At 60.7% G+C, this 12855-nt stretch carries 9 protein-coding genes and 1 pseudogene; 3 read left to right on the top strand and 7 right to left on the bottom strand.

Annotated features, from left to right (window positions below):
• Nucleotides 1-39: 39 nt before the first annotated feature.
• The 5 genes from P0D84_RS00775 to P0D84_RS00795 all read right to left on the bottom strand — a co-directional run bounded on the left by P0D84_RS00775 (nt 40) and on the right by P0D84_RS00795 (nt 5935).
• Nucleotides 40-1284, bottom strand: a complete 1245-nt coding sequence (locus P0D84_RS00775) for a DUF2957 domain-containing protein (protein ID WP_408331653.1) — start codon at nt 1282-1284, stop codon at nt 40-42.
• Nucleotides 1285-1393: 109 nt separating this feature from the next.
• Complete coding sequence (locus P0D84_RS00780; RefSeq protein ID WP_408331655.1) at nt 1394-2761, bottom strand: DUF2957 domain-containing protein; 1368 nt, start codon at nt 2759-2761, stop codon at nt 1394-1396.
• A gap of 488 nt (nt 2762-3249) precedes the next feature.
• Nucleotides 3250-4197, bottom strand: coding sequence for an N-acetyl-gamma-glutamyl-phosphate reductase (argC, locus tag P0D84_RS00785; RefSeq protein ID WP_408331657.1), 948 nt, complete (start codon nt 4195-4197; stop codon nt 3250-3252).
• Between the two features lie 290 nt (nt 4198-4487).
• On the bottom strand, nt 4488-5060 hold the full coding sequence (locus P0D84_RS00790; RefSeq protein ID WP_408331660.1) for a flavodoxin family protein: 573 nt from the start codon (nt 5058-5060) through the stop codon (nt 4488-4490).
• 272 nt (nt 5061-5332) lie between these two features.
• Nucleotides 5333-5935, bottom strand: a complete 603-nt coding sequence (locus tag P0D84_RS00795; protein ID WP_408331662.1) for a YbhB/YbcL family Raf kinase inhibitor-like protein — start codon at nt 5933-5935, stop codon at nt 5333-5335.
• Between the two features lie 265 nt (nt 5936-6200).
• On the opposite strand from P0D84_RS00795, the pseudogene P0D84_RS00800 reads away from it, so the two are divergent.
• Nucleotides 6201-6888, top strand: a pseudogene (locus P0D84_RS00800) (response regulator).
• A gap of 157 nt (nt 6889-7045) precedes the next feature.
• On the opposite strand, the gene P0D84_RS00805 reads toward P0D84_RS00800, so the two are convergent.
• A complete protein-coding gene (locus P0D84_RS00805) occupies nt 7046-7732 on the bottom strand; it encodes an orotate phosphoribosyltransferase (RefSeq protein ID WP_408331664.1) in 687 nt (228 codons plus the stop codon).
• A gap of 402 nt (nt 7733-8134) precedes the next feature.
• On the opposite strand from P0D84_RS00805, the gene P0D84_RS00810 reads away from it, so the two are divergent.
• Both P0D84_RS00810 and P0D84_RS00815 read left to right on the top strand, forming a co-directional pair.
• Complete coding sequence (locus P0D84_RS00810; protein WP_408331666.1) at nt 8135-9364, top strand: MFS transporter; 1230 nt, start codon at nt 8135-8137, stop codon at nt 9362-9364.
• A 326-nt stretch (nt 9365-9690) separates the two neighbouring features.
• Entirely contained in the window at nt 9691-11973 is a 2283-nt protein-coding gene (locus P0D84_RS00815) for an NADP-dependent malic enzyme (RefSeq protein WP_408331668.1), read from the top strand.
• Nucleotides 11974-12218: 245 nt separating this feature from the next.
• On the opposite strand, the gene P0D84_RS00820 is transcribed toward P0D84_RS00815, so the two are convergent.
• On the bottom strand, nt 12219-12848 hold the full coding sequence (locus P0D84_RS00820; protein ID WP_408331670.1) for a hypothetical protein: 630 nt from the start codon (nt 12846-12848) through the stop codon (nt 12219-12221).
• Between the last annotated feature and the right edge of the window lie 7 nt (nt 12849-12855).

A 12855-nucleotide genomic window follows, 5' to 3' on the forward strand; every position in this document is an offset into this window, starting at 1 on the left:
GAACGCCTCGTTGCGTTTCGGCGGCGCGTGCTGCGTCCATTACTGGACGAAGGCGCCGATCGTGAAGTACGGCGAGGCCGCGTTGGTCAGATCGAGGTAGCCGAACACGCCGCCCGTGAAGATCATCTTTCCGGTCGGGGTGGTGCCCGTCGAGGCGCCCACCTGCGTCGTCGTCACGACGCCCGGCACGGTCTGCGTGAAGTCCAGATTCAGCGCGGTCGCGAGCGATGCCTGCGACGCATTGAACGGATCCAGCAGCGTGGCCTGCGTGCCTTCGAGCGCGGTGCTGCGATAGTCGAACTGGCTATCCACGCCGATGTACTCACCGTTTTGCGAGTTCACCGCGATCGAGGTCTGGGGCGCCAGAATCGAGATGCCCGATTCATCGTCCGCGTACGGACCGAGTTCGCCATTCACCGGCGTCGTCACCGACGAGTTCGCCGCGCCGGTCCGCACCAGGATCGGCACCACCTGATTGCGCAGCTTGCCGACGATCATGTAGCCGCGAGCCTTCGGCGTCGTGGCGAGGGTCGGTTTGGCCTGGCCCAGGAACTTGTCGGTTTCGAACGCGCCGCTGCCGTCGCTCGACGCGACGAAGTTCGTGCCTGGCTGCTGGCACTTGCCCGCGTTCACGCCGGAGTTGTCGCACTCGGTCCATGTCCCGTCCGCGTTGATCGTGATCTTCGAGTCGACCGCGACCGGCGCGAAGCTTTGCGACGGGACCTGGTGATAGCCGAGCTGGTTGTAGGTGCCGACCACGTTCGCGAGGTTCGTTTCAATCGACGAAAAACCGATGAACGGGTAGTAGGGGAACGTGGTGTCGGGCACGGCGCCCACGCCGAGAACCCCACCGAAGGAAATTTCCGCGCCCGGAATCGTGCCGCCTGCCACGCCTTCGCCGACGAAAATCCGCGCCGGACGGCTCGGATCAAGGCTTGCACCGTTCAGCCGGAAGGCGCACTGGTTCAGCTTGCTGGTCGGCAACAGCGTTTCCTGGGTCAGTGTGCCGCTTGCAGTCTGGCCGGCGCGCGTCGGCGCGACGGTGCCGGTGGTTGCCGGGATCGGCGATTCGATATAGCTGATTTGCCACGTCATCCTGGTGGTGTCCATCTGTAGCTTGACCAGCTCGCCGTCACCGCCGCCACCCGTGAACACCGTGCCGTAGTCGAGCGACGAAGGGCACAGGCGAACCTCCGTCACCGGTCCATCACCGCCGCCACCACCACCGCACGCCCCCAGCAACGGTGCTGCAAGAGCGAGCACCGAAAGGATTCTCCATTTCATACCGCCTCCGGAATTTTCTCGTTGTGTGTGGCCGGCTCCCAGTCCGGCCACCATTTGCTCTATTTGTGTCTCGTAGTGCGAACTGCTGTTGCTTCGTTTTCCTGGTTGGTTACTTGCTGATCTGCGCACCGATGCCGAAGTAGGGGGCGTTCGGCGTGTCCGCATTGGCCGACGTCGCCGTGATACCGCCGTTGACCGTGCCCTGAATCTCGATCGCGTACAGGCCACCTGAGGCGATCGCGAGACCGGTCTGGCCGTTCGCTTGCTGGACGCCGACAAGTCCAGGGCTCGGCAGACCGTAAGCCAGCCCGAACCCGTCTTCCGCGGCCGAAGTCGACGGATTGATGAAGGTGCCCACGCCGCCCTGGATCAACGTCGCGGTGGACTTGAAGTTCGAATCCGCGCCGACATAGCCGCCGTCGAAGCCGCCAGATGCGAGCGGAGTGGCCGCGGCGAGCATGGCGATGCCGGATTCGTCGTCGACCTTTAACGCCAGGAGGTTGTCCGTGTTGACAAAGCCGGTGCGGACCACCAGCGGTACCGTGGCACCGTTAACCTGACCAAGAATCATGTGAGCCGTGCCGGATTTATCCGTACGGAGCGGAGCGGGATTGCCTCCATTGACGATCTGCGGCGGGTTCGCGCTATCGAAATAACCGTTGCTGTTCGGCGTCAGTGCGGCGCCGGTCGTCAAGCATCCACTGGAACTGGAGGATGTGCAGTTACCGCTGGCGTCGAATGTCTCGACCGAATTGGTGGCGACGGTTTCGTAATTCGCCGTTGGTGAGAGGTGATAGAGCAATCCGTTGTAAGTACCTGCCAGTTTGGTGAGGTCGGTCGTGGTAGTGGCGAAGCCGAGGAACGGATAAAAGTCGAAGTGGCGCTTGTTCACCGCACCGATACCTAATCCCAAGGCACCGGCGTATTCCACTGTCGCGCCCGGAATGCCGCCGCCGGCTACGCCTTGGCCCACGAGGATGATCGGCGGATTGGGATTGCCAACGAAGTCGGGCGTCGTATAAGTGGTGCCGTCAGACGCGGTGCCGGTGCCTTTCCCGAGGATGAATGCGCAACGGATTTGTTCCGCGGTCGGCAAGGCGCCGGTCGGCGGGTGGATCACCGCGCCTGTGATCTGAGTGCCGGCTCGCGTCACCTCGACGCTGGCACTCGTCAACGGAATTGGCGACTCGAGCCACTTCAGCGTGTACGTCATCGCGGTCGCGTCGATGTTGACCCGCACCACTTCGCCGCTACCTGCTCCGCCCAGGAACGTGGTCTTCACGATGTCGGCGGTAGCGGGACACAGCGCGCTCGTACTCGAGCCTGTCGGCGGTGGACCTTGCACGCCGCAGCTCGATCCCGAGCATTGCGGCGAGCTGATCGTGCCTGGATTGTCGGCCTTGCCGCCGCCGCAGGCGATGAGGAATGGGGCCGTGGCAATGGCCATTGCCAAGCCTCTTGTAATGGCGTGCGACATGCTGCTGTCTCCCTTCATGTATTTGTGCGAGCTAATTTCGCTGCGCGTTTAATGCCTGTCAATTGAATAAGCCGTCTAAAAAGACCGATTCAAACAGGGCGATTTTTGCCGCACGCACGCCATGTGGGGCTGGGGAGGCCTTTAAAACAAAAAAGGAATTTTGGGTTCGGGGGCCGGCATCGTTGCTTCGCCGCACGCCCTTGCCAGGCAAGCGTTACGGCAAAACGGCTCTATCATCTTCGAACGACCGTTCGCGAAAAAATCCGGAGTTTCCCTGGGCGGAAAACTATGCTGGACGGGGCGATTTAAGGAATGAATTACCGTCGGTTAATGAGTAGTCCAATTTCTTTTTTTTAAGTAATGCGGGCTACTACTGATTAAGCGCAATAAGGGAATTCTGATGACTGGCTTTTAAAACAAAAAGCCGGTCTTTGCAGACCGGCTTTCGGCGGATTGACGGCGAATTACCGTCAGCGTCTGGAACTGGCTCAGCGTTTCAAGCCGCTTTCTTCGGCGGCGCCGATTGCGAGGTTCATGCACTGGATCGCGGCGCCCGACGCACCCTTGCCCAGGTTATCGAGGCGCGCAACGGTCACGAAGCGCTCTTCGTTGCCGAATACGAACAGGTCGACACGGTTGGTGTCGTTGTTCGCTTGCACGTCGAAGAAGCCGCTGTCGAGATTCGCTTCCGCATCGAACGGCGCGACGTGCACGAAAGCCTCGCCTGCGTAGTACTCGGCGAACAGCGCCTGTACGTCTTGCAACGTGGTTTTCTTGGCCAGCTGATTCGGCGAGAAGAACGTGGTGACCGCGAGGCCCTTGTAGAAGTCGCCGACGATCGGCGTGAACACCGGCGCCGATTTCAGGCCCGTGTGCGCTGCCATTTCCGGCAGATGCTTGTGCGTGAGGCCAAGTGCGTACGGGCGCGGGCTCTTGAGCTTGTCATTGCCGCCGGCTTCGTAGTCGGCAATCATCTTCTTGCCGCCGCCGCTATAACCGGTGATCGAATAAGCGTGCGCCGCGAACTCCGGTGCTACGACCCCCGCTTCGACGAGCGGACGCATGGCGAGCACGAAGGCCGACGCATGGCAGCCGGGCACGGCGATGCGTTTCGCGGTGCGCAGACGCTCGCGTTGCGAGCGCGCCAGTTCGGGCAGGCCGTAGGCCCAGTCGGCGGACGTGCGGAAGGCGGTGCTGGCATCGATCAGCACGGTGCGATCGTTCTCGACCAGCGAGGCCGACTCGCGCGAGGCGACGTCCGGCAGGCATAAGAACGTGACGTCCGATGCATTGATGAGACGACGGCGCTCTTCGAGGTCCTTGCGCTTCGCTTCTTCGATACGCAGGATCTCCACGTCGGCGCGTTGCGACAGGTATTCGAAAATCTTCAGGCCGGTCGTGCCTTCCTGTCCGTCGACAAAAACTTTCGTGCTCATCTCGATCTCACTGACTTACTGGAAACGGGGCGCGACACCGCGCCGGAACGCTATTTTAAGACCTGACGGGGGCGGGCGCGCAAAACCGGGTGAAAAAACGACGATGCGCGCCGAAAGTGACATTGGCATGACCTGTTACACGACAGATGCGAGCCGATGCGAGCGGGTTTCGCATAGATTAGCTGCGCTTGGCAAGAGCCGCGCCGCGCATCGTGAAAGGCGCGCCATCTGCTTTGAGCGCACGCGGCAGGGCCGTGGCCGCTATCCGACGCGAACCCTCGGACAGTGCGCTATCGAGGCGCCGCGTTCCAGCGCGCCGTCACGCCGGCGATACGCACGCCGAACATGCGCGCTGTTTCCAGATCGCCCGCGGGCGGCGCTTCTTCCGGCGACGCATCCGCGGGGGACTGCGTCAGCAGGCCGGTAAAGCCGCCCACGTAGTTCAGGTCGTTGCGGGTTGCCGCCTTGGTGTTCGACGGCATCATGCCGGTGCCAGCCCAGATCATGCTGTGTTGCATCGCCAGTGTGACGAAGTATTGAATCGTCGAGAACTTGTCGCCGTTCATGGTCGCCGAATTGGTGAAGCCGGCTGCGATCTTGTCCTTCCACGCCTGGCTGAACCACGGTTTCGAACTCGCGTCGGCGAATTTCTTGAAGTCGGCGGATGGCCCGCCCATGTAAGTCGGGGCGCCAAAGATGATGGCGTCGGCAGCCGCCAGTTCTGCCCAGGCCGCGTCGTCGATTTCGCCGACCGGCATGAGCTTCGCGTCCGCGCCTGCTTCGAGCGTGCCGGCCAACACGGCCTCAGCGACTTTCTTCGTGTGGCCGTAGCCGCTGTGATAAACGACGACGATCTTCGACATGGCATTCTCCGGCGAGATTAAAAAAGCAGGGGTTAAGCACGGCAACAGTGCGCACGCGGCGACGCGACATCGACAAGCATCGCCCACGCCCCGCTGTTGCACATTAGCGTGCGCGGATGACAGCAATTCCGCTGCGGACGCCATGTAACGCAAGCCGTGCGCCAACTGGCGTGTCGAGCCGGCGGAACGCGCCGCGGCTCGCACAAGGCGCGGTGTGAGTCGCGCTCAGGCACGCAGCCGATATCGTTCGAGACAGGTTTTGACGGACGCCACTACCGTCCGTAGTTGACCACCATTCGCGCGCTGCCGAGTGTGGCGGTACTGATTTCGTGATCGAACATGAGTGCCGGGCGTCCCTGCGCGAGGCGCAGATCCGCGCTGCTCAGCGCATAGACGGTGATGACGTAGCGGTGAGGTTTGCCCGGCGGCGGACAGGGGCCACCATAGCCGTCGATATCGAAGTCGTTGCGCGCTTCGACCGCGCCGAGTTTCTTCAGGAAGCCGGACGAGCTGGCATTCTCCGGCAAGCTGTCGACGGCGGCCGGAATGGCCGCAACGGCCCAGTGCCACCAGCCGCGGCCGGGCGCATCCTGATCGAACACTGTGACGGCAAAGCTGCGCGTGCCTGGCGGCGCGCCGTGCCACGTTAATTGCGGTGAGCGATTACCGCCTTTGCAGTCGTCCTGATCGAAAACCTGAGCGGTATTCACAGTACCGCCCGCATGGAAACTTGCGCTGGTTAGCGTGAACGCGTTCTCGGCAAGCCCGTCAGGGCTATGCGCCGCCAATAGCGCGAGACCCAGCATCGCGCAGGTGAGGAACGGCACACGGCGGAACGGCAAAGCAAGCGAAACAACCAGGCAACGCGAGCGCATGTGCCGGTTCTCCTGTCAGGGCGCGAGGCAGTTGACCTCGCGAAGATTATTGTCCCTATTTTGTGCCCCAAGGTCGAATCAAGTCTAACATTAGGTTTGCCGCGGATCATTGTTGCCGACGGCGGGCTGAGCCGGCGTGAAATCGGCTATAGTCGGAGGAATTGTCCGCACGAACACAGACGCGTGCCCCGATCAGTCTAAGTACCAAGAATAGAAAGGCATGTCAGAAGTTTTGGAGAGTGGTTTATCTGTCGAGGGGAGGGCAATGCAAGATCCAGTCAGGGTCGTGGTCGCTGACGACCATCCGGTGATTCTGTTCGGCGCCGAACAGGCTTTGCTCAAGTTTCCAGGTCTGCAGGTCGTCGCGCGCGCGACAGTCAACTGAACTGGTCAAGGTGCTGCAGACCGTTGAGTGCGATGTACTCGTCACGGATCTGGCCATGCCAGGCGGTCAATACGGCGATGGTTTGCCGCTGATCGGTTATCTGCGGCGCAATTTTCCCGACCTTCCCATCGTGGTGCTGACCATGCTGGAAAACGCCGCGCTGCTCAAGCGGCTGAGCGAACTCGGCGTGACCTCGGTCGTCAACAAATCGGACGATCTGAGCCACATCGGGCTTGCGGTGCAGCACGTCAGTCGCAACCTCGAATATATGAGCCCGTCCGTTAAGGCGTCGCTCGATACGCTGCGCATGAATGCCGGCGGCAAGAACGAAGAAGTGATGCTGTCTCGGCGCGAGCTCGAGGTTGTGCGCCTGTTCGTGTCCGGCATGACGATCAAGGAGATCGCGGAGCAACTTAACCGCAGCATCAAGACGATCAGCACGCAGAAGAACACGGCAATGCGCAAGCTCGGCATTGATCGCGATTCCGAGTTGTTCCAGTACGCGCAGAGCAATGGCTTGCTGAATCTGTCGTCGCATTCGGTCGACGATACCGGCACCGCGTCCTAACCGCGGTTGTACCCTCGTCCGGCTGGACGAGCAATGAAAAAAGGCCACCTGTCTCATTGAACTGCACCCCAAATCGTTGGACGGGTGTCCAACTTTTGGGGTGCAGTTCAATGAGACAGGTGGCCTTTTTTATTCCATCCGAATTGAGCGGTTCAGCTTACTGCGGCGTTGCGTTGGCGCCGCCGTGTGCCGCCGACCATTCGGCCGGCGCGTGCAGGAATTTTTCCACTTCGTCGAGCGTCTTGCTGTCGAAGTAGTTGTTTGCCTTGGCGACGCGCAACACGTCCCACCACGTGGCAAGCGCGTGCAGATCGACGTCGATGTCTTTCAGCACCGACACGCTTTCCTTGAAGATGTTGTAGTGGAACAGCACGAAGCAGTGGTTCACCGTGGCGCCGGCGGTGCGCAGCGCATTGATGAAATTGATCTTGCTGCGGCTGTCCGTGGTCAGATCTTCGACCAGCAGTACGCGTTGCCCTTCGGTCAGCAGACCTTCGATCTGCGCGTTACGGCCGAAACCCTTCGGCTTCTTGCGCACATATTGCATCGGCACCATCAGGCGGTCAGACAGCCATGCCGCGAACGGGATGCCGGCGGTTTCGCCACCGGCCACGGCGTCGATCTGTTCATAGCCGACGTCGCGCAGGATGGTGGTTTCCGCCATTTCCATCAGGCCGCGGCGCACGCGCGGATACGAGATCAGCTTGCGGCAGTCGATATAAACCGGGCTCGCCCAGCCGGACGTGAAAATGTACGGTTTCTCCGCGTTGAAGTGCACTGCTTGCACTTCCAGCAGCATCTTGGCGGTGGTGTCGGAGATCGTCTGGCGATCGAAGCCTGTCATGGGCGGATCCTTGGGTGTGAGCGAGGAGAAGCGGGCGCGGGGCCCGGTGGCGCAGCAAGCGGGGTATGCCGCGCCATGATGGGCGGCGCCTTGGTAGGCAAATACACAACCGGTCAGTGGAGTACAGGCCGGTTTTTGCTACGCGCGTAGGCCGACATTTTACCCGAAATGGTCCTCCCGAGGAGGCCGTCGTGGGTGTCGGAGGCGAACGACCGCTAGCACGGCACCGCTGAACGAGGCTTGCAGGGTCTCTGCCCGAGGCCGCATTGCGATTGCTTCCCGCGCGGCTTGCCAGTCTGCTTTTTGGCTTGCTTGTGAGTGGCTTGGGGCGCCTTTACACTCACGCGAATTTCCCGGGCGGCTTGCATGTTTGCCGCCCTCATGCCCTACGGAATGCTTTCAATGACTGCCGCTACTTCTGCCGAGACCCGTGAACCTGCCCAAAGCGGCTATGCTGGCCGCGCGCTGATCGCTTCGGTGCTCGGTTACGCGATGGACGGCTTCGATCTGCTGATCCTCGGCTTCATGCTGCCGGTTATTGCCGTGGATCTGCATTTGAGCTCGGCGCAGGCCGGTTCGCTCGTCACGTGGACGCTGATTGGCGCGGTAGCGGGTGGCCTGATTTTCGGCGTCTTGAGCGATTATTTCGGCCGCGTGCGGATGCTGACCTGGACCATTCTGATCTTCGCCGTCTTCACCGGACTGTGCGCGCTGGCGCAGGGTTATACCGATCTGCTGGCGTATCGGACCATCGCAGGCATTGGCCTGGGCGGCGAGTTCGGCATCGGCATGACGCTCGTCGCCGAGGCGTGGCCGGCGTCGCAGCGGGCGCGCGTGTCGTCGTATGTCGGCTTGGGATGGCAACTCGGGGTGCTGGCGGCCGCGTTACTGACGCCGCTTCTACTGCCGGTGATCGGCTGGCGCGGCATGTTCGCGCTTGGATTGCTGCCTGCCGTGGTGTCGTTTTTCGTGCGACGCCGCGTCGAGGAGCCAGCGCTGTTCACCGAGCGCGTCGCACGTGGGATGCGCAAACTGCCGCTCAAATTGCTGGTGGCCGACAGACGCACCGCGCGCGCCAGCATCGGTGTCGCGATTCTCTGTTCCGTACAGAACTTCGGTTATTACGGTCTGATGATCTGGCTTCCGAGCTATTTGTCGACGACCTTCGGTTATTCGCTGACCAAGTCCGGCGTGTGGACTGCCACGACGGTTCTCGGCATGGCGTGCGGCATCTGGCTGTTTGGTGTGGCCGCTGACCGTTTCGGCCGCAAGCCGACCTTCCTGTTCTACCAGGTGGGCGCGGTGGCAATGGTCTTCGTCTATGCCCATCTGACAACGCCAATGGCGCTGCTCATCGGCGGCGCGGCGATGGGCGTGTTCGTCAACGGGATGATCGGCGGCTACGGCGCACTCATCTCCGAGCTTTATCCGACCGCGGCACGCGCCACTGCGCAGAACGTCCTGTTCAATATCGGGCGGGCGATCGGCGGTTTCGGGCCGGTGGTCGTGGGTGCATTGGCCGCACGCTATTCGTTTGGCGCCGCGCTCGCCTTCCTCGCGTCGATCTATCTGCTCGACATCTTTGCGACGCTCTTTCTGATCCCTGAACGACGCGGCGCCGAACTCGAATGACGCCCGCGTGACCCCTACTTGACCTGCGCATGACGCATGCAAGGCCCGTGAGCAGAATGGCCGCCGGATGCGGCGCTGCAGCATTGCCGGGCCTTGTTTTGCCGATGATGGGCCATGTTAACCACTCAGTGCATCGACACGTACGGGGTGTACACTAATCGGCCCGCGTAGCACTCCGCACCGTCTTGTCCTCCGCCGAGGTTCGACGCCGCGCCCAACCGGCGCATGCGAAAACCGCCGCAGTCGATTATCCATTCGATAGACGCGAAGCGCCGCTAACGGTGCAGTGTGCCGGGCCCAATTACTTACGTCTCGCAGGCTAAAAAATGGACGAACAACTTAAGCAAAGCGCTCTCGCCTATCACCAGTTTCCGAAGCCCGGCAAGATTTCGGTCACCCCCACCAAGCCGCTGTCGAACCAGCTCGACCTGTCGCTTGCTTACTCGCCGGGTGTCGCCGCGGCCTGCATGGCGATCTATGACGACCCGCTCGACGCGCAGAAGTACACCTCGCGCGGCAACCTTGTCGGCGTGATCACGAACGGTACGGCCGTGCTTGGTCTCGGCAATATCGGCCCGCTCGCCGCGAAGCCGGTGATGGAGGGCAAGGGTTGCCTGTTCAAGAAGTTCGCCGGCATCGACGTGTTCGACATCGAACTGAACGAGTCGGATCCGGACAAGCTGGTCGAAGCGATCGCGATGCTCGAGCCGACTCTGGGCGGCATCAACCTCGAAGACATCAAGGCGCCGGAATGCTTCTACATTGAAAAGAAGCTGCGCGAGCGCATGAAGATTCCCGTCTTCCACGACGATCAGCACGGCACCGCGATCATCGCTTCGGCCGCGATCCTGAACGGCCTGAAGGTGGTCGGCAAGAAGCTCGACGAAGTGAAGCTGGTGTGTTCGGGCGCGGGCGCGGCGGCCATCGCGTGTCTGGATCTGCTGGTGAACCTTGGCTTGTCGAAGAAGAACGTACTGGTCACGGATTCGAAGGGCGTGATCTACGAAGGCCGCGGCAATCTCGATCCGTCGAAAGAACGTTACGCGGCAAACACCGAAGCACGCACGCTGGCTGACGCGATCCGCGGCGCCGACGTGTTCCTCGGCTGCTCGAGCGCCGGCGTGCTGAAGCCGGAAATGGTCGCCGAAATGGGCACGCAGCCGCTGATTCTGGCGCTGGCGAATCCGGAACCGGAAATCCGCCCGGAAGAAGCGAAGAAGGTGCGCCCGGACTGCATCATCGCGACCGGCCGTTCGGACTACCCGAACCAGGTCAACAATGTGCTGTGCTTCCCATTCATCTTCCGCGGCGCGCTGGATGTCGGTGCAACCACGATCACGGAAGAAATGAAGCTCGCGTGCGTGCGCGCGATTGCGGAACTGGCCGAAGAAACCGACCAGGGCGATGAAGTCGCGAAGGCGTATGAAGGCCACTCCCTCGAATTCGGCCCGGAATACCTGATTCCGAAGCCGTTCGATCCGCGTCTGATCATCAAGATCGCGCCGGCTGTCGCGCAAGCCGCGATGGATTCGGGCGTCGCGACCCGTCCGATCAAGGATATGGACGCGTACCGCGAAGAACTCGGCACGACGGTGTACCGCACCGGCATGGTGATGCGCCCGGTGTTCGCCGCTGCGAAGTCGGAGCCGGCGCGCATCGTGTTCGCCGAAGGTGAGGACGAGCGCGTGCTGCGCGCCGCGCAATTCGTGCTGCTGGAAAAGATCGCCAAGCCGATTCTGGTTGGCCGTCCGTCGGTGATCGAGATGCGTCTGAAAAAGATGGGCTCGAAGTTGAAATGCGGTGAAGACTTCGAAGTCGTCGATCCGGAAGACGATCCGCGCTATCAGCAATGCTGGCAGGCGTACCACGAACTCGGCGCGCGCGAAGGCGTGACGCCGGACGTCGCGAAGGCTGCGATGCGCAAGTTCAACACGCTGATCGGCGCGATCCTCGTGCGCCTCGGCGAAGCGGACGGCATGATCTGCGGGATGATCGGCCAGTACCACACGCATCTGAAGTTCATCGAGCAGGTGCTGGGCAAGGCGGATAACGTGCAGAACTTCGCTGCAATGAATCTGCTGATGTTGCCGGGCCGCAATCTGTTCATTTGCGACACGTACGTGAACGAAACACCGACCGCTGAACAGCTCGCTGACATGACGATGCTCGCTTCGCGTGAAATCGAAAAGTTCGGCATCACGCCGAAGGTTGCGTTGCTGTCGAATTCGAACTTCGGCAGCGCGCCGTCGTCGTCGTCGCAACGCATGGCCGCAGCTCGCAAGCTGATCGCCGAGCGTGCGCCAACGCTCGAGATCGACGGTGAGATGCATGGCGACGCGGCGTTGTCGGAAGCAGTCCGCAAGGCTGCGTTCCCGGGCACGACGCTGACCGGCGAAGCGAATCTGCTGATCATGCCGAACGTCGAAGCGGCGAACATTACGTACAACCTGCTGAAGATGATCGGCGGCGAAGGCGTGACGGTGGGTCCGTTCCTGCTGGGCGCCGAAAAGCCGGTGCACATCCTGACGCCGGCTGCGACCGTGCGCCGGATCATCAACATGACGGCGGTGGCTTCGGCGAATGCACGCAAGCGGGTGAACGCGCAGTAATGCTGGATTGATGATTGAAGCGGCGCTGCATTGCGGCGTTCGCTGGAAAGCTAGGAGAACGCCACGGAAATTGATTCCGTGGCGTTTTTTTATTTCCGCGCTCTTATGCTGGTGGCCGCCGGTCTGAGAAATTCTTAGTGAGCTAGGCGAGCTTTAAGAATGCTCCTATTCGATTTGCTGTGACACTTTTGTAAAGTTACTTCTGAAGCGCGGCACAACGCGATGGCAACGGAACAGTCGGCTGGTCAATCCTTGCATCGTGCCACATGTTGCGCTTCCTCTGGTGTTGAGAAGTTCGTAGCGGCAGTAGCAGTAGTTCTGATGGTGAATACAGTAGTACCAATGGGTTGCAGTAAAGGCAGTAAGTGTGTGTGGTTGAAGTAGCAGTTGGTGGTTGAAGTAGCAGTTGGTGGTTGAAGTAGCAGTTGGTGGTTGAAGTAGCAGTTGGTGGTTGAAGTAGCAGTTGGAAGTTGAAGTAGCAGTTGGTGGTTGAAGTAGCAGTTGGTGGTTGAAGTAGCAGTTGGAAGTTGAAGTAGCAGTTGGAAGTTGAAGTAGCAGTTGGTGGTTGAAGTGGCAGTTGGTGGTTGAAGTAGCAGTTGGTGGTTGAAGTAGCAGTTGGAAGTTGAAGTAGCAGTTGGAAGTTGAAGTAGCAGTTGGTGGTTGAAGTGGCAGTTGGTGGTTGAAGTAGCAGTTGGTGGTTGAAGTGGCAGTTGGTGGTTGAAGTGGCAGTTGGTAGTTGAAGTAGCAGTTGGTAGTTGAAGTAGCAGTTGGTAATTGAAGTAGTAGTTCGTAGTTTTAGTTGCTGTTTGGTAGTTGTTTGTTTTTGGTTGGTTGTTGTGTTGTTGGAAGGAGCAGTACCGCTTGTTCTTGTACACACGCATC

Origin of the sequence: Paraburkholderia sp. RL17-337-BIB-A (genome assembly GCF_046025895.1) — a bacterium.
GTDB lineage: Bacteria > Pseudomonadota > Gammaproteobacteria > Burkholderiales > Burkholderiaceae > Paraburkholderia > Paraburkholderia fungorum_C.